Here is a 25735-nt window from a genome sequence, read left to right on the forward strand (position 1 = left end):
ACATGAAGACGCTTCGTTTAATAGCAGGCAAACTCCCGGACCTCTCCGGGATTTGCTTTTCGTTTCTCTGCATGATTCACTGCATAGCCACTTCGTTGGCAGGTACGCTGCTTGTGTTTTACCCTCACGAACATCACGATCATTACTTTCACCTCGCTGTACTCGGTGCAGGTATCGGGCTGTCTTTTCTTACGCTGCGAAATAATACTGATATGAAATTCAAACCGGCAGTCATTGCTTCCTTTATCTCCGGCTGGCTGTTATTTATACTTTGCGAGTATACACATCTTTATGGTATGATCCTGATCCGCATCCTGTCAGGATTGCTCATCGCTTCGGGACATATACTAAATATGGTGAGTAAAGGTTTTCATAAACATTAACTTTAAATCCATTGCACGGAGTACACAAAAGAGGCTTAAAGGGGCACAAAGATTTATACCTCTGTCTATCTTTGTGCCTCCTTCGTTCTTTGTGAAATTGGATTAAAAAAAGACTATATATTAATTCGCTTGTGAATTTCGAGGCACGGTAAATCTGAATACAGAACCCTTGCCTTCTTCACTTTCAACCCAGATGTGTCCGCCATTCTTTTCAACGAACTCTTTACACAAAATGAGTCCGAGGCCGGTACCTTTTTCATCGGCAGTACCTTTGGTAGTGTGCTTGGTGTCGATGCGGAAAAGTTTATTCATTACATCTTTGCTCATCCCCACACCTGTATCGGCAATCGAGATAACTACTGAATCTGCCTGCTGCTGTGCGCTCACGGTAATCTTCCCTCCTTCCGGAGTAAATTTGATAGCATTGGCAATGAGGTTACGCACCACGGTGTTAACGGAGTTCTTATGCGCATAGATCATCTGCTGTTGTGTACTTCCGTTTTCCAATGTTATCTTTTTATTCTGTGCCTGTGCGGTGAGTAAATCTTTATTCTCTTCCAGCAACTTGTGTACATCAAAAGCCTCCGGTTTAAATTCAATCTTGCCGGTTTGCGAGCGCGACCACTCCAGCAGATTTTCGAGTAGCGCGAAGAGATTCTTCAATGATTTATCAAGATCTTTTGCCAGCATCTTGATTTCATCTTTACTCAAACTGTCGGTGTGGTTAATCAGCAAGCCCGAAAAAGATGTAAGCGAATTCAGCGGCCCTTTGAGATCGTGACTAATGATCGAGAAGAATTTATCCTTTGTAGCATTCAAATCCTGCAATGCTATATTTTGCAATTGCACTTTATCATTCGCCTCCTGTAAAACTTTATTCGATCGCTTCTTAACGATATAAAGATAGGTTACGAGTATAACAATGATACAGCCAAGCCCGATAAGACCGAAAAGTACATTTCTGAATTTCTTCTGCGCTGCGATTTCTTTCTCGCGTTGGATGCGATCAATTTCAAGTTTATCGATCTGTGATTCTCTCTTTTTCAGCGCATAACGATTTGCCGTTGCAAGCGCCTGCTGTTCATTACGCTCATTCACTATAAAATCGTGTATACTTAAGTATTCATCTTTATAGTTCAGTGCTTTTTTAAAATCACCTACAGCCTGGTAGCAGAAGCTCAGGTATTCATAACTTTTTTGTATCTGCTCCTGTGCCTGCGCTGCACGCGCGGCTTCCAGCGCTAACTGCAAATTGGCAGCAGCGCGCTGGTAATTTTTCTTCCGGTAGTATAGAGCACCAATGTTATTGTACGATTCGGCAATAGTACGCTTGTCTTTTAACGCCTGCCGTATTTCAAGGGCTACTATATGATTGGCCAGCGCCTTTTCATCGTTCTTCATCAGGTGGTATAATTCACCGATGTCATTCAACGATGTTGCTTCACTTTTTTTATCGCGAATAGATCGGCTAATCGCCAAAGCTCGTTTATGCGTCTGCAATGCTTCGGTATATTTACCTTGTTGTGAAAAGAGATGTCCCAGGTTAAACAAAGCCTCGGCTTCTATGCTTGGCTGGTTCAGTTGATCTTCATATTTCAACACCATCTCATAGTTCTCGAACGCGTCATCAATCTTTCCACGCTTCGCATTTACGCGTCCGAGTTTGTTCAGGATCAATACAAAAATTTGGGGATCTTTGAAAGGCTCGCTGATTGCAAAGGCATCGTTTAAAAAAGCAGCACTTTCCTGGTGAGAGTCTACCTCCTGTGAAACCTCAGCCATCGCCAGATACGTAAATATTTTTTCATGGTTCAGGTTCAATGAGTCTTCCAGCGCAAGCGCCTGTATGAAGAAATCCATAGCCCGATCTACATTGTGTGCGCCCGTCAAATGTAGCAACCCCGTTTCCATCAGCGCTTTTACTTCGGCTGTCTTGTTGCCAGTACGTTTTGATTCTCGTAACTTAATAGTGGCTTGTTCCAGTTCTTTCTCAACAGGTTTACGCTTGCGCGGTTGAAAAAAACTCTCATACCAGTCAATTGAACTACCGGGAGCATCCTGTGCCGTTACCTGTTGCAGACTGAGCATGCAGAGCATAATGCATCCTGAAAAAAAACGTATCGAAAAGGGCATTAGCAGATTTTCTCCAAAAGTGTCGAAAAAGTAAGAGTATAGAAATGGAAGTTACCGCTAAATATTACACCTCGTCTGGCGAGTGGCATATAAAGCGGGCAAAAAGTGATACAAATAGTTGGTGTAAGGCCAGTGAAGACCCGATTTGTCTACATTCTATTGTGTAAAGGCTGGTACACTATTTTAATCGGATTTCTTGTAAGACTATACGCAGACTATAAATTCTTACGATTATGCCCGTAAATAGAACTGAACTGGATGACAAGATTCACTGGTACAAGGATGCTGTGATCTATGAATTGCACATTAAAGCCTTTCGCGATGGGAATGGCGATGGCATTGGTGACTTCGATGGCTTGCTGGAGAAACTCGATTACCTCAAAGACCTCGGGGTTACAGCTATATGGGTGCTGCCGTTCTACCCATCGCCGCTCAAGGATGATGGTTACGACATTGCCGATTACTATAGCATTAACCCGGCTTATGGCAATATTTACCAATTCAAACAGTTCCTGAAAGAAGCGCATGACCGGAACCTGAAAGTAATTACCGAGCTTGTTATCAATCATACTTCCGACCAGCATCCGTGGTTTCAACGGGCGCGAAAATCTCCGAAGGGTTCAGACTATAGGAATTACTATGTATGGACGGATGATCCGAAACAGTATAAAGATGTACGCATCATCTTCCAGGATTTTGAAGCATCTAATTGGACATGGGACCCCGTAGCACAACAGTTTTACTGGCATCGTTTCTTCTATCATCAACCCGATCTTAACTACGATAACCCGCTCGTGCAACAGGAAGTTTTCAAGATCCTGGATTACTGGTGCGAGATGGGTGTAGATGGGTTCAGACTTGATGCTGTTCCCTATCTCTTCGAACGTGAAGGTACCAACGGAGAGAACCTTCCGGAGACACACGATTTTCTAAAGGAGCTTCGTAAACATATTGATGAAAATTACCCCGGCACCATGTTACTGGCAGAAGCCAACATGTGGCCGGAAGATTCAGCTTCTTACTTTGGCGATGGCGATGAATGCCACATGAACTATCACTTCCCGGTGATGCCGCGTATGTTCATGGCGTTGCAGACGGAAGACCGCTACCCCATCACGGATATATTTGATCAGACTCCTCCTATACCGGAAACATGTCAGTGGGCTATATTTCTGCGCAACCACGATGAACTCACCCTCGAAATGGTAACGGATGAGGAACGAGACTATATGTACCGGGTATATGTTAAAGATCCAAAAGCACGCATCAACCTGGGTATACGACACCGGCTCGCTCCACTGATGGGGAACAACCGGAATAAAATAGAGTTACTCAATTACCTATTGTTCTCACTACCCGGCACACCGGTGCTATATTATGGTGATGAGATTGGCATGGGCGATAATTTTTACCTGGGCGATCGCGATGGTGTTCGTACGCCTATGCAGTGGTCATCAAATCGTAACGCTGGTTTTTCAGAATGCAATCCGCATAAGCTATACCTGCCAGTGATACTCGATCCGGATTATCATTACGAATCTGTTAACGTTGAGATTCAGGGACGCAACACCTCATCGTTGTTGTGGTGGATGAAGCGGCTCATTAACAAGCGCAAACAATATAAAGCTTTCAGTCGGGGCGACATGAAATTCATAGCGTGCGAGAATCCGAAGATACTCGCGTTTACACGCAACTATAAAGAGGAAAGCATCCTGGTGATTGTAAACCTTTCGCGCTATACGCAGCCAGCCGAACTTGATCTTCGTGAGTTCCTGGGTTATGTACCGAAAGAGATATTCAGCAATAACAAATTCCCGATCATCAAAGACGATGGTATATATTTCTTCACGCTGAGTGCACACGGCTGCCAGTGGTTTGTATTGGACAAAGTGCACCCGGAAATAGATCGCGCCAAAGAATTGCCACACCTGGCTATTCGCGATTGGAAAGAAATTACCAGCAAGCGCATATTGGAGACGTTGTCTCAAAATGTACTCCCTAACTATATGCTGAACCTGCGCTGGTTTGGAGGAAAGGGCCGCGTGATTGAAAACATGCAGATCATTCAGCATGCCACCATACCGCACGAAACCAGCACTACGGTTATTCTGCTTGTTGAAGTACACTATCAAAGTGGTTTATCGGAGATATACCAGTTGCCGGTAGCATTCGGTAAAGATACACTGGCCACCAAACTGCGCGAGAGCTGTCCGCAGTCGGTTATCTGTAACCTCACGATTGGCGAAGAACAAGGTATACTATACGATGCGCTCTACGGTATAGAATATCAGCTGGCATTAATAACCGGTATGGCTGCCAACCAAACTATAGGCTTACGCGACAGTGAAATACGCTTCCAGGCAAGTCGCACGTTGAGTAAATATATAGAGGATCAGGAATCAATAAAGCCTCGGGTATTGGGAGGAGAACAAAGCAATACATCGCTTACGTTCGACAATAAATTTTTCCTGAAGCTATACCGCAAGGTAGATCGCATCATTAATCCTGATCTTGAAATTTCACATTTCCTTACAGAACATGCGCACTTCCAGCATGTGCCTCCTTTTGTAGGAGCGATCGAATGGCGATTGGGCAATGATGCCATTGTGCTGGGCATGATGCAGGAGATGGTAGAAAGCAGCAGCGATGCCTGGACTTACATGCTGGATCGCCTCGATGATTTCAACGAAAAAGTATTGTCGCTCGCGGATGTACCGAATTTACCTTCACTGCACGGAACCATAACAGATCCGGTTGGTTACGACCAGATGCCGGAGTCTTTGAAAGAACTGATCGATGCTACATTGGCGGAGCGTGCACGACAACTCGGTATACGCACCGGGGAAATGCACCTGGCACTCGCTTCCGGAAGTTCGCTGCCGGCATTTTCATCTGAAGAATATTCATTGCATTATCAACGATCTTTATTCTCCGGATTACAGTCGCTCGTGCGGGGTACATTTCAGAATCAGACACGAACATTATCGCGACTGTCCAGCGAAGTAAGGCATGAAGCAGAAGAAGTACTTTCGATGAAGGATGATATACTAAAAACATTCCGCAATATATATAAGCGTAAGATCGATGTGGTCAAGATCCGAATCCATGGTGATTATCATTTAGGACAAGTCTTATTTACCGGTAAAGATTTTGTGATCACAGATTTTGAAGGGGAACCGGCCCGCAGCTATAGCGAACGCAGATTGAAACGTTCTCCGTTACGGGATATAGCCGGAATGGTACGTTCTTTCCACTATGCTGCCTATGCGAGTTTGTTCCTCGACAACCAGATCCGGAAAGAAGACTATAGCAACCTGATACCGTACGTTGAACAATGGTATCACTACATGAGCGGCTTCTTTGTTAAAGCGTACCTGGAAACGGTACAGGGAAGTGCGTTCATTCCGAAAAACAAAGAAGACATGGATATACTCATGAATACATTCCTGTTGGAGAAAGCTATATATGAATTGAACTATGAGCTGAACAATCGTCCGGACTGGGTAATTATACCGCTGCGTGGCATCAAGGCCATCATGCACTACGAAGAATACCACGAACTGGAAGAACTTGCCACGGTATAGCAGAACGTGCACGCTCAAAAGGATACTGGCTTCAAGCTGCTGGCTACAGGATTTACCAGTTTGAAGCTAGTAGCTAGTTCAGGTCCTAAAATAAAGGGAAGCAGATCATGAATCGTTTTCCCTTTATTTTTTATATAGCTACCAGCTTAAAACTACAGACTACAAGATAAACGGCCAGCAGCTTAAAGCTAGCGACCAGTAGCTAATTCAAATCCACATGTTGTAGTAGCGAAGGATTGGCAAGCTTCGTAGTAAACTCAGATGTATAGTCTATATCAATCTCGGCTTTGCTGATCTTGCAGTCCAGTAAATGTCCACCTGTGGTTTTATTGTTGTCGATATAGTGAAAATGATATACCGGACTATTCAGAACTTCGGCTGCCCTAGGTGTAAAGAATCCTACGAGCGTTCCCTGTACATCGGCACCGGCAAATGGAATTTCCTTTACATCCTTAATGGGCTTATACGGTTGTTCCTGCACTTCGAACGATCGGTATTGTATGGAAGCAAAATGTGCGCGGATGCGTATGGCGGCAAAAGAATTCTGGGTAATTACCGAATCAAGTAACGATTCAAGTTCCGCCATGGTAAGCGATCGTTTTACAAACAGCTTTTTATCACTGGTAAAAAACTTGACAGCAGCGAAAGCGATCTTGTTTGTTTTAGGCATAACATGAGCTTTACCACTAGCCGGTATACTATAGGCAATTCCGTTCAGCAATACCAGTTCACCGGCAAGCCGTTCTTCACTGCCTAGTCCAAAGTTACCATGAGTCTTCAGTTCGTTAACTGTTATAACACCATCATATTGTCCCTGGTGTATCGCTTCATTGAGGGAAGCATAGTATAGATCATCGGACTGCGGATTCATTCTCGGGTCTGACCGTATCATCAGGACAGAGCTCAGCAGAATAAAAAAAAGCAAACGCATATCGACAGTGATTAATAGAGTTTCACCGAACCTATATAAATCTCGTGCCCATCATTTTACTCAAATTATACATCGGGCATACTTTTTTCCACTTGTTGGTCAGACCAAAAAACAAACGATATGAAAAAGTATGCACACATCACGCTCCTGCTCATCACCATGACCCTGATAGCCATTTCGTGTAATAAACCGAAAGAACAAGACAGTAAAGAAGAAGCTGTTGAAGAAAATAAAGACAAGTTTGCCGAAACCGATCTGAAAGCCGATTGGGAGTTTGCCGTAAAAGCTGCTGCCGGTGGTTTAATGGAAGTTGAACTGGGCAAGCTCGCACAGAGCAAAGCCACGGATCCGCAAGTGAAGGCGTTTGGTGAAAGCATGGTAACCGACCATGGTAAAGCTAACGAAGAACTAAAATCGCTGGCACAACAAAAGAATATATCTATACCTGATTCACTCAGCGAAGAGCACAAAAAGAAATTTGACGACCTCGCGGCCAAATCAGGTAAAGATTTTGACGAAGCCTATATCAAGCACATGGTGGATGATCATGAAAAAGATATATCTGAATTTAAAGATGAATCTGAAAACGGAAAAGATCCGGAATTGAAATCCTGGGCTGCAGCAAAATTACCGATCCTGACACACCACCTGGAGATGGCAAAGCAGGCAAAAGAAAATGCTGAACGCAAAGACGACAAGGCTAAGAAATAAAAAAAACAGACCCCTCATATACGTCTGTTCAGGAGTGTTTCCGCAAGGACACTCCTTTTTTCTATGCTATATATATAGTAAAATAAAAATATACAACGAATGTCTCCGATCAGCCTCGGTTAAAAACCTTTGTCCAATGGCGTAGCTGTTCTTCGGTAGCGGACGTGATTTTACCGGGCAGTAAACGCCAGCGCCAGTTGCCGTTTACCGAGCCGGGCATGTTCATCCGGGCCTGATCGTCTAAGCCGAGTATATCCTGTATCGGAACGATGACAATCTTCGCGATGGAGCTATACGCGAGCCTGATCAATACATCATGTATATTATTTTCACGAACCGATGTGCCGGCATAGAGCGCTAAATTCCGGATATGCTCTTTCTTCAAATCGCTCTTGAACCATCCGGCTGTCGTGTTGTTATCGTGGGTACCGGTATAGGCTATAAAGTTATCCGAACTGAAGTTATGCGGGCTATACATGGATTTACCGATATCATCTGTCACGGCAAATTGCAACACTTTCATACCGGGCAAACCAAATGCATCGCGTAGCTGGTATACATCTTCCGTTATCTCTCCTAAATCTTCTGCTACAAAGGGAAGTTCGCTAAATTCATCGCGAAGTATTTTAAAGAAGTCAGCACCCGGACCGCGCTGCCATTTCCCATGGATGGCAGTCTCCTCACCGGCAGGTACTTCCCAATAACCGGCAAATGCGCGGAAGTGATCCAGGCGTAACAAATCATAGAGTTCCATGTTTTTGCGAAGACGCTGTATCCACCATTGATATCTCTGCTTTTTCAGCACACCCCACCGGTATACGGGCATGCCCCAGAGTTGCCCGCTGGCATTAAAGTAATCGGGAGGAACACCTGCTATACATTGCATCTTTCCCTCGGCATTGAGACAAAATATATCCCGATGCGCCCACACATCCACGGAGTCGTAACACATGTAAAATGGCAAATCACCAAACAATTGGATATCAAGGCTGGCGCAATAGGTTTTCAGTTTTTTCCACTGACGTGTAAAGATAAACTGCAGCCATTGTACATATAGTATAGCTTCTTCATGTTCATCTGCAAATTTTTCCAGCGCAGCAGCATTGCGGTTTCGGTATACTTCCGGCCAGTCGCACCAGCAGTGGTTTTCATGGTGGCGCTTCAACACAACATACAAAGCGAAGTCATGAAGCCAATAGGACTCTGTCTCAACAAATCGCCGAAACGAAGACTGCAACGGATCTCTTTTATTCCGGTTAAAATTCTGCCAGGCTGCTTCCAACAACTTCTCTTTCTGCGTTTGCAGCGTTTCGAAATTTACCTTATCCGAGGCCGGCAATATATAAGTTGATGCATCTTCACGGGTAAGCAGATTATCTTTCACTAGCAACTCCGGACTGATCAACATCGCATTACCTGCCATGCTTGAGTATGCACTATACGGAGAATATTGCGTTCCGGCATCGGTAGGGCCCAGCGGCAATAACTGCCAGTAAGCCTGATGACTGCGGTATAAGAAATCAGCAAAGCTATAGGCTTCCGGCCCCAGATCACCAATACCATACGTTGACGGAAGTGAAGTGATGTGCATCAATATACCGGCACCGCGATTTTGCGAAACATGCTCCAGCTTCAAAAAGGCAATCGGCACATGGCTGAATAGATCTTTTACAGCGAGCGTACCGGTGTGCTTGCCTGATTTGTTCACCAGTATATCCGTTACATCGCCAGGCACTTCGGGTGGCAACACGATGTGAGTATCTTTCCACCGTATATCCAGCGGACCTTTCTTCTGCATTTTACCAAGCGATGCCAAATGCAACGGAGCTACCGTAATATACCACGTCTTCTTATACCGGCGGGCATAGGCAACAACATAATCTTTATACTCGCCTTCGACCAACAGCGGTATATATTCTCCTTCTGTAAAGGCTTCGGGATTTTCTTTGCGCGCATGCAGCAAGGTATAGGTTATCCATTCCTTGATCCGGGCATTGTTACGCTGCTGCCAAAGCTCCTCCAACAATGCGGGAGCATCTTCGCTCGCAAGGGCTTCCATCTCGGTGAGCCATTGCATGCGCTGTTGATAATCTACAGGGCGCCTGTTATCCGGGTCTACCATACTGAAGTCCCAAAGCTCACACCCCTGGTATAGATCGGGTATACCGGGACAGGTAAATTTGAGTAATACCTGTGCCAGCGAATTAACAATGCCGAAGTCAGCTATAGTCTTGTGAAATTTTTCAAAGCTCTTCCAGAAACGCCCCTCTCTTTCCAGCAGTTGAAGTGCAAAATCGGTCGTGGATTTTTCGTACGCATCGTTTGGCGATGCCCAATCGGAATTCCTTTTAGACTCCCGTAGAGACTTCACTATATATTCTTCCAGTCGTTGTGCGAACCGATCATCATTGGCAGGATATACTCCGATGAGTGTCTGGTATATAAAGTATTCATCGTTGGTATCGGGCATTCCCAATATCTTTTTGGATGCGTTCAGTTTTTGCCATTGTTTTACGGTGGAGATCCACTCGTCTGCCAGTTCCGGTAAAACATTCAGTCGTGTACGCACATCCTCCCCCCGCTTGGTATCGTGCGTAGCGGTGGCATTCATGGCGAGCGGCCATTGCTGTTGCCGGTCTTTCATACGCTTGTGAAATTCTTCCGTTGTAATACCGAAGAATACAGGCGAATCTCCCACTTCATTGTGTCCTACAAAACGATTATAGGTATACATGAGCGTGTCCTCCACGCCTTTCGCCATGAGCGGTCCAGTAAATTGCATGCACCGCATATAGAAGCGAAGCACACGGTCATTATAAGCAACATCATCCTGCTGTGTTCTATTCAGCAGTATATCTTCCAGGGCATTCGCAACGATTTCAAGTTCCGGTTTATATTCCCGAATATTTTTAAATATCGTCCGTATAGCTTCAGCTTCATCATTCTCCAGCGGCATCTGGTTGCCATAGTAGCGGTATACCGGACAGCGGATGAGAAATTCGGCAATGGTTGCTTTTATACTTTCCGGATCGATCTGCTGCAAAGTAGCATCGTCAAGTATATTCAGGTCGAGCAGAAAATGTTTCAGGTTCTCCAACTCCCCTGCCATGTGCCGATGCAGGATATGTGACTTCTTGTCCCATATCTTTTCATCAGCCGGTTGACGATCTTTTAACAGCGCGTTATAGAAAGATGAGAGTTTCCCTTCGGATTCATTCCACGTAATCAGGTTATTGACATACGCAAGAAAGTCGTATCCAGTTGTTCCCTGCACGGGCCATGCCGGTAATTTTTCATCAACTTGCAATATCTTTTCAACTACTATATATACTTCCGGCCCCACCAGGTTACGAAGTCGCTCCAGGTATTGCGTGGGGTCGTACAACCCGTCAATGTGATCAATGCGCAAGCCATTAAATATACCATCGTCTACCAATGTCTTGATGAAGCAATGGTAATGATCAAACACCTTTTCGTTCCGGACATTCAGACCGATGAGATTGGTTATGGTAAAGAACCGCCTGAAATTTATCTGCTCATCCGATCGCTGCCACTCACAAAGCTTATACTTCTGCTCATCCAGTATAGCTTTCAGTTGTTCTCCAGTATCATTCATGACCTGCAACCGATTCTCTATATAATTCCGGATGTCGGTGTTGTTCATCAGCGCTCCGAACTGAAGCAACAGCTCATGCCAGCGCATGGTATAATTCATCGCGTCATCGAGCGAGTGCAACTCACCAATCTGCTTTGTAAAAACCTGTATAGATTCCGGTGCATCATCCATTTGAAGAATGGTAGCATACGAACGCGGATGTATAGGATAGGTGCTTTCAAAATACCGGAACACCAGGCGTTGCTGAAAGTACTCAATGGTAATCTCTTTATTGAAAAGTATATCTTCAACAGATCCCCCTAAAAATGGAACGACAAGTCTGCCCTGAAAAAGATCGCTCGTCCAGGCCAGGTCAAAGAACGAAGCATACACCGAGTTTTGTCCTTTCTCCAACACATCCATCAACCATATATTGTTGGAATGAAAGGCCATGTGGTTGGGCACTATATCCTGTATCCATTTTATACCGGCCTGCTTCAGTTTATTGCTGATGTTACGTAGTTGTTCTTCGGTGCCGATCTCCGGGTTAATACGAAGCGGATTCACTACATCATAACCATGTGTGCTACCCGGCACGGCTTCGAATACAGGCGATGCATATATAGTATGTACACCGAGCTTTTGCAGATACGGTATACTTTCTTCAAAATCACTAAAGTTAAAATCCTTATGAAACTGAATGCGATATGTTGATACGGGATTAAACATAGTTACTGGTATAAATAACGATCGATTCAGGCTGAAGCGTTAGTACAGAAATATTGGTAAGCAGATCAGCGGATGCTGCGGGGCCGCTCCATTGTGGATCAGCAGAGTCGAATACTCGTTTCCAACGCTGCCCGGTTGTTACAGATATAGTCTGTGGTGCATTTGAAAAATTCATCAGACACAACACATGCTGATTATTGTGCCAACGATGCAACTGCAATGTCTTATTGGCTTCACTATGCGAGACTTCCAATTGTTTTCGATCAAGCCGATGCAACGCGGGGAGTTGTCTGCGTAATGCAATCAATGCCCGGTAATAGTCAAATAATATTTTATGATGATCTTTCTCCGGTAAATCCCATTGAAGTTTTGATTTGGCAAACGTCTCTTCGGCTTGCGGATCCGGGGCTTCATCTGCTATATGAAACGCTGCAAACTCAGCTTTGCGCCCTTTGCGAACATTTTCCACCAGTTCCGGATCACCATGGCTTACAAAGTATAGAAACGGATTGGTCTCGCCATACTCTTCTCCCATAAACAACAAGGGTATATATGGACTTACCAATACTGCACCGGCCAGCAACTTCTGCATTTCAAAACTTACCAATACGCTGGTACGCTCGCCCAGCATCCGGTTACCGATGTGATCGTGATTCTGTGAGAAGACTATAAATTGACTACCGGGGTGCTCGGCTGCTTTTACACCAAACTTCCGGTGCCGATGTGTAGAATATATACCATCGTATACATAGGCATCGCAATATGCTTTTGCCAGGTGTTTTACACCTTCGAAGTCGGAGTAGTACCCGGTTCCCTCCCCGCCTGCTGTTACGCGCAGCGCGTGATGAAATTCATCGATCCACTGTGCATCCATACCGTAACCACCTTTATCGACTGAATTAATATAGCGTGTATCATTCAGGTCGAGTTCTACAACCATATAGTGATTGCGTTGTTGTTGCCGGATCAGGCTGTCAGTATAACTGTGTATTTCACGCAGTATATGCACCGGACTAAAATCCTTGATGGCATGCACGGCATCCAGTCGCAAAGCGTCAACATGAAAATCACGAAACCACATCAATGCATTCTCAATAAAATAATGCCGGACACCATCGCACCACGCATCATCAAAATTTACAGCCATGCCCCAAGGTGTTTTATACTTGTCGGTAAAGTATGGGGCATATTGATGCACATAATTACCTTCCGGACCAAAGTGGTTGTACACTACATCGAGCACCACGGCTATCCCCTGATTGTGGCAAACATTTACCAGGTGTTGCAGATCTTTCGCGCCACCGTAGGAATGTTGCACTGCGAAAGGAAATACACCATCATATCCCCAGTTGCGTTCACCCGGAAATTGGGCTACCGGCATAATCTCGATCGCATTAATGCCGAGGGATTTTAAATGCGGAATTTTCTTTTCGAGACCGCGAAATGTACCGCGCTCTGAAAATGTACCGATGTGTACTTCGTAAAATATATACTCTTCCAGCGGTGGATTTATCCACGCCTGGTCGGTCCATTGAAATTCGTTGAGGTTTACAGCTTGTGACGGTCCATGTACGCCACCCGGTTGTGCGAGCGATGCGGGGTCGGGCAATTCCAGTTTTTCATCCAATACAAAACTATACAGTTCTCCGGTCTGCAGTTGTGTGGTATGGAGATGCCAATAACCAAACTCCTGTTTCTTTAAAGCAAGCATCCGATTACTATCGAGTAAACGGATGCTTGCTTTATTTGCCATGGGTGCCCATAACAGGATTTCCGCTTCGTTATTTGCTGTAAAGTTTACCCCAATAGATCTTCGGTTAATGTTTAGTGGATTTACCATAGGCAGTGGGTTGTTGCAGTAAAAGGATGGAGCGGCCTTCTACTTGTATAACACTCTCTGCTGGATATACTTCACCGGGTTCTATTTTACCATCTGCAGTACTTAACAACCGTGTCCAGCTCCTGGCATATTTTGCGCCTGGCAGCTTAAACTCAAGTGCTTCGTGATGCGCATTAAAGATCAGGTAAAAATCATCATCAATAATCTGCTCACCTTGTGGTCCGGGGGTGTGTATACCGCGGCCATTCAGAAATACAGCCATCGATTTGGCGAAATCTTTCGTCCAGTGCTCTTCAGTCATCTCCTCTCCGTCAGGCTGAAACCATGCTATATCTTCAAGTCCTATGCCTTTTATCGGTTGTCCCTGGAACCAGCGTCTTCTGCAAAACACCGGGTGATCTTTACGTAACGCAATCAACTGTTGTGTGAATGCCAGCAGTTCATCATCGGCATCCTTCCAGTCGGTCCACGATATCTCGTTGTCCTGGCAGTATGCGTTATTATTTCCTTGCTGTGTGCGACTAATCTCATCACCGGATAACAACATCGGTACACCTTGCGAAAGGAAAAGTGTGGTAAGCAGATTACGTTTCTGACGCTTGCGTAATTCAATTACATCCTGCTTATCAGTCTCTCCTTCTTCACCACAATTCCAAGAACGATTATGATTCTCGCCATCATTATTGTTCTCTCCGTTCGCATCATTATGCTTTTCATTGTAGGACACGAGGTCATTCAATGTAAAACCATCGTGGGCTGTAATGAAATTTATACTGGCTGTCGGGCTCCTATAGTCTCCTTCGTATAAGTCAGAGCTTCCGGTGAGTCTCAAGGCAAATTCACCGAGCATACTGTCGGCCCCGCGCCAGAAATCGCGGATGCAGTCCCTATATTTACCATTCCACTCGGCCCAGCCGGGAGGAAATTTACCAACCTGGTATCCGCCCTCTCCTATATCCCATGGCTCTGCAATCAGTTTTACCTGCGAGATCACCGGATCCTGGTGTATAATATCAAAGAAGGCACTCAGTTTATTTACTTCATGCAGCTCGCGGGCTAACGTAGATGCAAGATCAAAACGAAAACCATCTACATGCATGTCCTGTATCCAGTATCGCAGGCTGTCCATCATCAGGCGTAATACATTCGGAAGATTTGCATTGAGTGTATTACCGGTGCCGGTGTAGTCCATATAGTATCGCTTATCATCGGATACCAATCGGTAATAGGATTCATTATCGATACCACGGAAACACAGCGTTGGTCCCATGTGGTTACCCTCTGCTGTATGATTATATACTACATCGAGGATAACTTCAATACCTGCCTTGTGGAGTTCCTTCACCATGTTCTTGAACTCATTCACCTGCTCGCCTAACACGCCACTGCTGGAGTAGCGAACTTCAGGTGCAAAGAACCCGATCGTGTTATAGCCCCAGTAATTGGTAAGTCCTTTTTCTACAAGATGACGGTCTGCAATAAAATGATGTACGGGCATTAACTCGATCGCAGTAATGCCAAGTTTCTTCAAATACTCTATTGTTACCGGATGTGCGAGCGCGGAATAACTGCCGCGTATATCTTTCGGTATATCCGGATGCAGCATGGTGAAGCCACGCACATGTGCTTCATAAATTATACTTTTGTGATACGGTATACGCGGAGGTGTGTCGCTCTCCCAGTCAAAAGTCGGATCAATCACTACGCACTTCGGTAAAAACGCGGCACTGTCTTGTTCGCTCAAACTGAGATCTTCTTCTTCGCTTCCTACTTCGTATCCGAAAAGCGAATCGCTCCATTCAATTTTACCAGCTATAGCTTTCGCATAGGGATCCAGTAAAAGTTTATGGGGATTGAATCGCTGTCCGTTATTCGGTTCATACGCACCGTGTACCCGGTAACCATAGAGTTGTCCTGGTTTCAGGCCGGGTATATAGATGTGCCATACCTGGTGTGAACGTTCGTTCATCTTCAATTTCACAAACTCTTTTTCGTCTGTGGTTGATTTGAAGAGACAGAGTTCTACACCAGTTGCTTTATCTGCATAGAGCGCAAAATTTACTCCGCTACCGTCCCAGGTAGCTCCGAGGGGATAGGGACTACCGGGGTATGACTTTATCTTGGGTGTGACAATGGGTTCAATTTCTAATTCCTTAGTGCTCATAACTGTTTTGTAAATTCATGGCCCACGTAGGCACTTGTAGTTCTCTTCGCTCCGCTTCTGAGCGTATTGCACCGGCTTTCTGTTTGTTCAGCGGGTGACGCTCGTGTTCACTTACCTGGTATGAGAAATCGTTTAACACGTTCATATAGTTCATGAAAGCTTCGTATGGTGATGGATATGGACTAAAGTATGCATGTACATTTCCATCATCGTTCTTCTTGGTAGACATATAGTAGAAGTGATCACTGGTTTGCAGCCAGCGCCAGCGCTCGAGCAAATCCGGATCATCTATACTTTTGATATCGCGTTCCATGCGCACCATGCAGTCAAATGCATCGCGCTGCATATCGTTGCCCAGCCATGCCGACAAATCGCGTTCCTGGTCGGCCCATGAAATATAGTGGGGCACAGAAAGGGTATCGTGCGGCTTCACCGTGCGAATCACTTCCGATGCCGTTGCCATCACGAAGCGTTTTTGTTTTGCTATCGCGGTAAGCAATCCTTCCAGGAATTTTACAATGCCGGTGTTGGCTTTCTGGTGTTCACCAAATGTCTCATAGTCCATCGCCAGCGTCACCACATTTTCATGGTGCGGTATACCGTTGAGCCACGCCATATACTTTTCCACGGTAAGCCCGTGATGCGAGAAGCGAAATGCTATATCATCGCTTAAGTGATAGTTGCGTAAAAATATCTTTAATCCTCCCAGGTCGGAATGCTGGTATAAATGATGCGGACTGCGACCATGCAGTATACGCTCGATGCCATCGGTAAATATACCGTTGAAACCCAGCGCTTCTACACGTCTGCCAATCTCATCGCTATAGATCAGTTCGGTGTTACGAAAAACAGTAGGCCTAACGTTGAAGTGTTCGTGCAACTTCGCAGTGTGATCGAGTATCTGTAACTCAAACTCATCGCCTGGCATCATGCAAGCCAGTGAGTGATGGTCTGTTTCCGACAGGAATTCAACGCACCCTGTATCCGCCAAAGCACGGAAGCTGTCTAATACTTCCGGAGTATATTCTTTGAACTGATCGATCGCCACGCCAGATACCGAGAACACCACCTTTATCTTCGGGTACTTGCGAATGAGTTGCAATAACAAGGCGTTCGTAGGCAGGTAACTCTGTCGGGCTACACGCTCTGCTATAGCTTTGTTCTGCTTATCGTCAAAGTACTCTCCGCATGTTCCAATATCAAAGAAACGGAACGGGCGCAGTCTTCTGGGTTGATGTACTTGAAAATATAGCACGATGTGCTGTTTGGTTGTGGTGTCAGATAAGTTCATGATATATAGTTTTTATTTTTTTTGCAGCTTTATCCCACGTTATATTCTTGATCTCTTTCAAGCTGTTCTTTTTTAAAGTAGTTGATAAACTTTCGTACGCTAACACGTTGCAGATCGCATCTGCCAGATCATCCGTTTTCCAGAAATCAACCTTGATGGCATGTGGCATTACTTCGGCCACACCGGATTGATTTGAGACAATAACCGGTACACCCGCCTGGATGGCTTCCAACGGGGTAATTCCGAATGGTTCGGAAACCGAAGGCATAACATATACACTGGATACAGACCAGACTTTATCTATATTTTCGCCCTTCAGAAATCCGGTAAAATGAAATCTTGATGAAAGTTTTAACTGGGCGACTCTTTCAACAACCTGAGGAAATAGGTCCCCGGAACCCGCCACAACAAAATGCGCATCCGGAAATTTTTCCAATACTTTTCGCGCAGCTTCCACGAAGTAAAACGGACCTTTCTGATAGGTAAGTCTGCCAAGGAATGTCACAACATGTGAACCGATAGAAGGCATCACCGATGTTGTTTTCAAGTCTTTCGGCATGATGCCGTTATAGGACACACTGATTTTAGCAGCATCAATACTATACCGGTATACCAGTATATCTTTTGTCCATTTACTGACAGCCAGTATATGATCGGCCTTCTCCACACCTTCTCGTTCAATGGCATACACTTTCGGATCTACATATTCACCGGAGCGGTCAAACTCGGTAGAATGTACATGAACAATCAGGGGTTTGTTGCTTGCCCGTTGTGCTGCTATACCGGCCGGGAAAGTCATCCAATCGTGCGCGTGAATAATATCGAATGAAAAATTACGAGCGATCTCGGTTGCTACTTCCGCATACCGGTTTGTTTCTTCAATGAGGTCAGGACCGTATGTGCCCGAGAACAGATGCGTAAAGGTGTCGATAACTTCTACTTCTTGTGTAACCTCATGTGTCGTAGGTTCCAACGTATAACTCCAGCTCTCCATGTGCGTAACCGGAGCATGATACCGGGACGAGCGGTATGGCGAAAGAACAGACTCCACTTCTATTGTTGTGATACTGATGTTAACACCACTCACTTCTTCTCCCGGCTCCTCGATACGGTGGGTCGTGTATTCTTTATGACTGCCAATTTTAATCGGCACTTTTCCCGCGTCAATAAAATCAACACGCGGAACATCTTCACCTCCATGCAGTTTGGGTACAACAAAAAGGATGTCTACATTTTCTTTCGTTAGTGATTTAGTAAGTCCATAGCAAGCCGTTCCCAATCCTCCCGAAATATGTGGAGGAAATTCCCAGCCAAACATTAATACTCTCATAGTGTGCCCCTCAAGATTTTACGATAACAAGTCATATATCCGGATAAGTATACGACCGCATACCTTTATCTAAAATTTATGCCAGCTTATGCTCCACACTTTGGGCAAAGCATTGCAATGCTGCTTGGTAACATTATGATAACACGGTGGAATAATTTTTGCGTGACGATCTTTATTCAGAGAAACTTCTTTGTGCCAACATATACGTCACACCGATCAAGCCAACTTATATATACCGCTCTGATAAATTCCGATTTTTTTTGATAAGGAACAAGCTATCTACAGGTATAAATTTAACCCACAAGTATAGCCTTCCCGAAACGGATAAAAAGTAAAGAATATAGTATACTAATTTTAGTATTATCCTACTGCCGGCTCAGGGGTTTTCTGCAGTGCCTTCATTAATTCATTTTCATTGGTAAGATCAAGACGTAATGGCGTTATGGATACATATCCGTTCTCAACAGCCCATCGGTCAGTTCCTTCCTGTGCTGGCTCGAGTGTCGTAACAGTAAACCAGTAATGTTTGCGACCAAGCGGATCGGTACCTGGTACAATCTTACCATCATACTGCTGCACAGCTTGACGTGTCCATTTTATACCCTCAGGTTTAGGAGGAAAATTTACATTGATCAACGAAAGATCAGGATGCTCTAATAATACAGAGAGAGTCTTCTCAACAAAAGGTTCGATTGCATTGAAGTCTGGTTCGGATTTACCGGCCGGTGTACTCAACGCTATGCCACGCATACCCATCAGCACGGCCTGCTTCGCTCCTGCCAATGTACCGGAGTGCCACATGGAGTTACCCAAGTTCGAACCCATATTTATACCGGAGAGCACAACATCCGTCTGCGCCCACAGGTGCGATCCCAAGGCTACACAATCTGCTGGTGTTCCGTTCACACGGTATGCTTCTATATTTCCAAAATTTATAGGAGACTTCTTATAGAAAAGTGGTCGTGAAGCTGTAATGGCATGTCCCATAGAAGATTGTTCAACATCGGGAGCTACTACTTTCACTTCACCAAAACGTGCAGCTATTTTAGCCAGGCACGCTATGCCCGGGCTATATATTCCATCATCATTTGTTACCAGAATTCTCATACGCCACTTCGTTGTTTCCATTTATTCCATGTTAATATTCATACCAGGCATATAATTAGCCTACATGCCAACAGGAAAATACTTTATATGAAACTAGCCAAGCTTATTTACAACCCTACGGCCGGAGAAGGGGTGGATACTACTCAAAACATTGTTTCTCTTTTAAACAAGGCAGGCTACGAATGTAGCAGCTCATCTACAAAAGAAGACGACTGGGGAAAACTGGATTCGAAAGGAACTGAACTGATTGTGATAGCCGGTGGTGATGGTACGGTGCGAAAAGTTGTCTTTGAATTATTAAATAAACGACTACCGATTGGACTTATACCGATGGGCACTGCCAATAATATAGCGCGAACACTCGATCTCCCGGACGATCCACAAAAAATTATTAAAGAATGGAATCTCAACAAAATAAAACGCTTTGATGTAGGACGCATCTATAATCTGAAAGATCAAAAATTTTTTATTGAAGGATTGGGCTTCGGAGTTTTTCCAAGGCTGATGAAGGAGATGCGGAAGGAAAGCAAGAAGGATCATTCGCCCGATAAAAAACTACGGACGGCCCTGGAGATTCTCCACGATATAGTATTGAACTACGAAGCACGTAAATGTTCCATTCAAATTGATGATGCCGAACACTCCGGAAATTACCTGATGGCGGAAGTGATGAATACACGTTCGATAGGTCCCAACCTGAACCTCGTCCCGTTCGCTGATCCCGGGGACGGTGAGTTTGAAATTGTATTGATATCCGAATCTCAACGCGAGCAGTTCGCTAATTATATACTAAACAAAATTATGGGCAAGGAAGAGCCCGCCTTCTTTAATATACTAAAAGGCAAAAACATCAAGATCAACTGGCAGGGTGTACACCTTCACGTAGACGATGAGTATATCAAGTTTGACAAAGAAACCGAAATCAAGATCGAACTACAGGAAGACGCAGTGCACTTTTTGAGCCACGAAACAGCGTAGCTGCTGCCGGAATCATATAACTTCGAAGAAGCAGTAACTTCCTGTAGCCAGCAGCCTGAAACCAGCGGCTTTTTTCTCTCGTAGCTCGCGGCTCAAAGCTCACCGCTATTTCCCATGTTCAAGCCATTCAATCGCTTCGTTTTGTTTGTTGAATAGTTTTGTTACGATGGGGAATTTATTTACTGCAGAGAGGATCAGGTTAATATAGTATAGCTTGAAGGCGTTTCCGTTTGTAACAATGGCTGCACGTTTCAGTCCGGCTGCTACTGCGCGGGGCATCATTTCCTTTTCAAACCATTTCCGGTTATCAGGACTGATCACACCCTGATTCGAAATATCAGACAACATGCTGTCAACAGGATGTGTTTTGCTATACTCCAACATGGTAACAAATGGCACCTGGTATTCTTCCTTGGTCGGACTTCCGTTCCATACCAGTACCAGCAAACGCTTTTCAGGGTAGTAGGTTACTGAAGCATAGGGTGCTTCAAATACTTTCGGATTCATTACTCTAAGCTACGAAATAAATTCAAATGCTATACCACTGCTATAGATTATCAACGTTATATACCAGACTATACTTACGGGTATATTTAGGTTATGTTAACAAAATGATCTTACCGATATGCTCACTGCTTTCCATCAGAGTATGTGCTTCCGCTGCAGCCTCCATCGGGAATGTTTTATAGATGATCGGCTTAACCTTGCCTGATGCGAGCCAAGGCCATACGTGAGTTTCAAGTTGCCGGGCAATGGCAGTCTTAAATGCAGTGTCGCGCGCGCGAAGTGTTGAGCCCGTAATGGTAAGTCGTTTTCGCATAACAGCTGAAAGTTTCACAGGAGTTTCATCGCCACGCATAACGTTTATTAAGACCAGCCTGCCTTCTTCTGCCAATAGCTCCAGGTTTACAGGTGTATAGTCGCCTCCGATCATATCCAGGATAACATCTATACCTTTACCATGGGTGGCCTGTCGCAATACGTCACCAAACTTTTCGGTTTTATAGTTCACGGCCTTCGTTGCTCCCAGCTTTTCACAATATATACATTTATCATCCGTACCCGCGGTTACATATACTGTGGCTCCCCACGTGTGCGCCATTTGTATAGCGGCTACTCCTATACCGCTTGATCCTCCGTGGATCAGTAAAGACTCTCCGGGTTGCAGTCTGCCTCTGTCAAATACATTGCTCCATACGGTAAAAAATGTTTCGGGTAAAGATGCCGCTTCCGCGAGCGAAAGATTAGCAGGCACGGGCAGCGCCTGTCCTTCGGGTACTACACAATACTCAGCATAACCGCCACCCGTTACCAATGCACATACTTTATCACCAACCTTGAATCGCGAACAGTTCGTCCCGGTTGTTACTACAGTACCGGCTATTTCGAGACCCGGTATATCCGGTGAAGCTCCGGGTGGTGGCGGATAGTGTCCTTTGCGCTGCGCAACATCCGGACGGTTCACTCCTGCCGCAGCTACTTTCACCAATAGTTCATGCGCCTGTGGTTCGGGTTGTGGGCGCTCTTTATATTGTAACACGTCCGGAGCCCCGGGCTTCTCGATAACGATGGCTTTCATATACTTTAAAAGTAAAAAGTTAAACGTAAAGCAAAAAGCTCTTGCCATATATCCATAAAAAAAGTGGGCAACATTACTGTTGTCCACTTCAGTTATACTATAGGACCGACCTGCTTCAGATGAGCGATGCGTCCAGTGTGATGGATGTGTTCAGTAATTTTGATATAGGACAATTTTCCTTGGCATCTTCGGTACATGCCTTGAATTTATCGGGCGTTATGCCGGGCACCTTTGCCACTAACGTAAGGTGCGATTGAGTAATAACACCATTCTCGAATGTAATGCTGCAATCTGTGGTAAGTTTCTCCGGGGTGAAACCTGCTTCACCCAATACAAAGCTGAGTTTCATAGTGAAGCATCCGGCATGCGCAGCTGCTATAAGTTCTTCCGGATTTGTTCCGATTCCTTCTGCAAAACGTGAGTTGAAAGAATATTGAGTGGCGTTCAGTACGGTACTTTGTGTTGTTAAATTACCGTTACCATCTTTACCTGAACCGTTCCATACGGCTGTTGCTTTTCTTTTCATACTATATATAGGTTATAATTATACTTTATTTTTTTAATGAATTGTGATTACCTGGCAAACTTGATTAGTTCAGCATTGAACTTTTCGCGTTCTTCGATGAAGAGGCCGTGTCCGCTATTTTCAAAAGGTACGATCACTGAACCTTTGATGCCGGCATTCATTTGTTTTGCCAGGTCGTATGAACAGATCTTGTCTTTGAGACCGTGAAATATAGCAGTAGGTATTTTTATTTTAGCAAGCTCCGGACGAAGGTCTGTATCACGCAATGCAATGAGACTTTGTGTGGTAGCATACGGTGAAGCCGACAGGTTGATTTCACCTAACCAGTTTGCAAGTCCTTTGGATACAGAGGTTTCAGAAGCTGCGAAGATGGTACCGAAGTTTTCCAGTAGCTGCGGGCGGTTGGTTTCGCTTAACGCGATCAGTTCGTTTACACTTTCTACAGAGAATCCATACGGATAGTCATTGCGTTGTGTCCACACCGGAGCGGCAGCACCAAAGAGTACAAGTTTAGCAACGTGTGCACTGTTGTGACGGGCTACATAATGAATGGAGATGGCACCACCCATGGAGAAACCTCCCAGCGTTGCTTTCTCGATCTTCAGTTTGTCCAATACAACTTTAATGTCATCGGCATATACATCATAGTTATATTTACCATAAGGCTTATCGGATTTACCAAAGCCACGCAACGTGATGCCTATTACGCGGAAACCGTTTTTAACAAGTTCGCTGTATTGATATTCGTACATCGCATCGCTTAATGGCCAGCCGTGGATCAATACTACGGGCTTACCTTCCCCCAGGTCTGTAACATGCAGCTTAACGTTGGGTTCCACTTCTATATACTCACTGCGTCCGGCAGAAGCATTTACACGAGGTTGTGCCCAGGCTTGAGCAAAACTTACCAGAGCAAAAACAGCGATAAGCACTGATTTCGCGTCAATCATTTTATTTATTGTTTTCATAGTTTGTGTTGTTTTTTTATTTAATGTTCAACGACACAAAAGTATAGCAACGGGCTAACCTGCGGGATAGACATTTTTCTACAAGAATTGGACATTTTTCCCTGACCGGGCATGGAAGGTCATATTTTTCTAAACTCGAAGCAATCCGGCAACATGGATAAACGGCCCTATGAAGTCGCTAAGACCGGTCACAGGCTAGGTGTAAAGCCATCCTTTACGCATATAATAATATGTTACTCGATTACATAAGCACCAGCAAATCAGGTTGTAAGGCGAAGAATGAATTCGTCAAGCCCCTCTCCATCCGGTATATTGAGCTTCTTCTTCAGCCTGTATCGTGATTTCTTAATGCTGTCGGTGGAGATGCCCAGGATGGTTGCTGCATCCTGCAACGTTATGCCTAAGCGTATAAAGGCAGCCAACCGGAGCTCTGAAGCGGTAATATCGGGATAGAAGTATCGTATGCGACCGAAGAAGCCGGGATATACTTCCTCAAATGATTTCTTAAAACGATCCCAATGATCTTCCGTTATAATGTTGCTCAGTAAAATAGTGTGAACCTCGGCGAGCTTGGCCTCGTTCTGCAGCGGTATTGTTTTCTTCAGCTCTTCAGCATCCTGTGTTATTCTTTCCAACAGTTCTGACTTCTCTTTCAGATTTTGAACCTGCAGGTTCAATTGCTGTGTATTGAACTCCAGTTGCCTCGATACAGACGCAAGCCGTTGACTATACAGTAATAGTCCGATGATCAGAATCCCTACTATGGCAATTACCACAACATTGCGCCTGAACCGCTGATGTTCATACTGCTGCGTTGCCGTTGTTAGTCGCGCTTGCTTCTTCTCCAATTGGTATGCGGCTTCCAGTTGTACGAGCTTTTGCCCGCCCTCTGCGTGGTTGAGCGAATCGCGCATGGTATTATAGAGCGATTGATAATAAAATGCTTTTTTATAATCGCGCGCCAGGTAGAGTGCCTGGGCCATGCGATTATAGTTGTTCATTATATATATAGTTGACTGCGTACGTTGGCTTAATTCAAGCCCCCTGCCTGCCAGATATAGGGCTTGCTTAACATCCTGCTTAATCACGTAGAGTTCGCTCATCGAACCGTATATTTCAGAAATGATCTCATCGTTATGGGTTGCCTCAGCAAACACAAAAGCACGTTGACGTAACGTAAAGGCACGCGCATAGTCCTTTTGAGCCTGGTATATTTCACTTGTATTCAACAGCGTGTATACCATTAAAGCCGTGTCTTTCAGATTTTCGGCCATGGATAGTGACCGCTCGTATAAACGTTGCGCCCTCGTATAGTCTTCCTGCTTCTGACAGATCAATCCTATATTAAACCAGGTGTTCATAACGCAACCTTTACATCCCAGCTTGTGCCATATCGCCAATGCTTTCCCATAGTATTCGTGCGCCATCGGAAAATTATTCACATCCATGTATACGCCTCCTATGTTGCTGTAGGAACATGCAACACCGTCCTGGTCATCGATCCCTTCATATATCCGGAGACAATAGAGGTAATGCTCTATAGCTTTTACCGGGTCGTTCATCAACACATACGTCCATGCCTCACTGTTGTAAGCCATGGCTTCGCCTTTGCTATACCCTATATCTTTCGCCAGGCGCTGCGCCTGATCTGCTGTCAATAACGCTTCACCCCGATTGGTATATTGATATTCGAGACTCAGGTCGACCAGGGCATGAACGTAGTTTGAGTCCTTCGGAATCTCCTTCAATACATGAATCAGACTGTCTATAGCGTGTGTCTGTGCCGTAGCCATGCCGTTGTAGAATACAAACAATACAATGCTTAAACTCAGGTGCTTCATTTCAACTCAATATTTCTTCTGCGCGTATTCTCAACCACTCCTATA

General features: G+C 44.8%; 17 protein-coding genes. 4 read left to right on the plus strand and 13 right to left on the minus strand.

Features of this window, described 5'->3' with window-relative positions; all coding sequences use genetic code 11:
- Positions 1-2: 2 nt before the first annotated feature.
- Positions 3-383 (plus strand): MerC domain-containing protein, encoded by a 381-nt coding sequence (locus ACFQ21_RS04655; RefSeq protein WP_377575505.1) that lies wholly within the window; start codon positions 3-5, stop codon positions 381-383.
- Between the two features lie 120 nt (positions 384-503).
- Here the strand turns inward: ACFQ21_RS04655 and ACFQ21_RS04660 are convergent, their stop codons facing one another.
- Positions 504-2480 carry an ATP-binding protein gene (locus tag ACFQ21_RS04660; protein WP_377575507.1) on the minus strand — a complete coding sequence of 659 codons (1977 nt, stop codon included), beginning with the start codon at positions 2478-2480 and terminating at the stop codon, positions 504-506.
- 269 nt (positions 2481-2749) lie between these two features.
- Between ACFQ21_RS04660 and treS the strand changes: the two genes are divergently transcribed.
- Positions 2750-6100, plus strand: a complete 3351-nt coding sequence (gene treS / locus ACFQ21_RS04665) for a maltose alpha-D-glucosyltransferase (RefSeq protein ID WP_377575510.1) — start codon at positions 2750-2752, stop codon at positions 6098-6100.
- A 202-nt stretch (positions 6101-6302) separates the two neighbouring features.
- Here treS and ACFQ21_RS04670 read toward each other — a convergent pair whose 3' ends face one another.
- Positions 6303-7031 carry an acetolactate decarboxylase gene (locus ACFQ21_RS04670; protein WP_377575512.1) on the minus strand — a complete coding sequence of 243 codons (729 nt, stop codon included), beginning with the start codon at positions 7029-7031 and terminating at the stop codon, positions 6303-6305.
- A 120-nt stretch (positions 7032-7151) separates the two neighbouring features.
- On the opposite strand from ACFQ21_RS04670, the gene ACFQ21_RS04675 reads away from it, so the two are divergent.
- Positions 7152-7742 carry a DUF4142 domain-containing protein gene (locus tag ACFQ21_RS04675; RefSeq protein ID WP_377575515.1) on the plus strand — a complete coding sequence of 197 codons (591 nt, stop codon included), beginning with the start codon at positions 7152-7154 and terminating at the stop codon, positions 7740-7742.
- A 109-nt stretch (positions 7743-7851) separates the two neighbouring features.
- On the opposite strand, the gene treY is transcribed toward ACFQ21_RS04675, so the two are convergent.
- The 6 genes from treY to surE form a co-directional block, all read right to left on the minus strand.
- Entirely contained in the window at positions 7852-12066 is a 4215-nt protein-coding gene (treY, locus tag ACFQ21_RS04680; RefSeq protein ID WP_377575518.1) for a malto-oligosyltrehalose synthase, read from the minus strand.
- A complete protein-coding gene (gene treZ, locus ACFQ21_RS04685; protein ID WP_377575522.1) occupies positions 12059-13906 on the minus strand; it encodes a malto-oligosyltrehalose trehalohydrolase in 1848 nt (615 codons plus the stop codon). The genes treY and treZ overlap by 8 nt, the downstream gene beginning before the upstream one ends.
- Positions 13884-16070, minus strand: a complete 2187-nt coding sequence (glgX, locus tag ACFQ21_RS04690; protein WP_377575525.1) for a glycogen debranching protein GlgX — start codon at positions 16068-16070, stop codon at positions 13884-13886. Before glgX ends, treZ begins: the two co-directional genes overlap by 23 nt.
- Positions 16060-17361 carry a glycoside hydrolase family 57 protein gene (locus ACFQ21_RS04695; RefSeq protein ID WP_377575527.1) on the minus strand — a complete coding sequence of 434 codons (1302 nt, stop codon included), beginning with the start codon at positions 17359-17361 and terminating at the stop codon, positions 16060-16062. Before ACFQ21_RS04695 ends, glgX begins: the two co-directional genes overlap by 11 nt.
- Positions 17348-18691: a glycosyltransferase gene (locus ACFQ21_RS04700; protein ID WP_377575530.1), complete on the minus strand. Its 1344-nt coding sequence runs from the start codon at positions 18689-18691 to the stop codon at positions 17348-17350. The genes ACFQ21_RS04695 and ACFQ21_RS04700 overlap by 14 nt, the downstream gene beginning before the upstream one ends.
- Before the next feature lie 360 nt (positions 18692-19051).
- The gene (gene surE / locus ACFQ21_RS04705) at positions 19052-19819 is read right to left on the minus strand and encodes a 5'/3'-nucleotidase SurE (protein ID WP_377575532.1); all 768 of its coding nucleotides are present in this window, start codon (positions 19817-19819) and stop codon (positions 19052-19054) included.
- A gap of 66 nt (positions 19820-19885) precedes the next feature.
- On the opposite strand from surE, the gene ACFQ21_RS04710 reads away from it, so the two are divergent.
- Positions 19886-20776: a diacylglycerol/lipid kinase family protein gene (locus ACFQ21_RS04710; RefSeq protein WP_377575535.1), complete on the plus strand. Its 891-nt coding sequence runs from the start codon at positions 19886-19888 to the stop codon at positions 20774-20776.
- A 105-nt stretch (positions 20777-20881) separates the two neighbouring features.
- Here ACFQ21_RS04710 and ACFQ21_RS04715 read toward each other — a convergent pair whose 3' ends face one another.
- From ACFQ21_RS04715 to ACFQ21_RS04735, 5 genes are all read right to left on the minus strand, one after another.
- Positions 20882-21283: an STAS/SEC14 domain-containing protein gene (locus tag ACFQ21_RS04715; protein ID WP_377575537.1), complete on the minus strand. Its 402-nt coding sequence runs from the start codon at positions 21281-21283 to the stop codon at positions 20882-20884.
- Positions 21284-21374: 91 nt separating this feature from the next.
- Positions 21375-22355, minus strand: coding sequence for an NAD(P)H-quinone oxidoreductase (locus tag ACFQ21_RS04720; RefSeq protein ID WP_377575539.1), 981 nt, complete (start codon positions 22353-22355; stop codon positions 21375-21377).
- A gap of 115 nt (positions 22356-22470) precedes the next feature.
- On the minus strand, positions 22471-22881 hold the full coding sequence (locus tag ACFQ21_RS04725) for an OsmC family protein (RefSeq protein ID WP_377575542.1): 411 nt from the start codon (positions 22879-22881) through the stop codon (positions 22471-22473).
- 47 nt (positions 22882-22928) lie between these two features.
- Entirely contained in the window at positions 22929-23849 is a 921-nt protein-coding gene (locus ACFQ21_RS04730; RefSeq protein WP_377575545.1) for an alpha/beta fold hydrolase, read from the minus strand.
- Between the two features lie 260 nt (positions 23850-24109).
- Positions 24110-25690, minus strand: coding sequence for a tetratricopeptide repeat protein (locus ACFQ21_RS04735; RefSeq protein WP_377575548.1), 1581 nt, complete (start codon positions 25688-25690; stop codon positions 24110-24112).
- Positions 25691-25735: the final 45 nt, after the last annotated feature.

The sequence above is a fragment of the Ohtaekwangia kribbensis genome, assembly GCF_042676245.1.
In the GTDB taxonomy this organism is placed as follows: Bacteria; Bacteroidota; Bacteroidia; order Cytophagales; family Cyclobacteriaceae; genus Ohtaekwangia; species Ohtaekwangia kribbensis.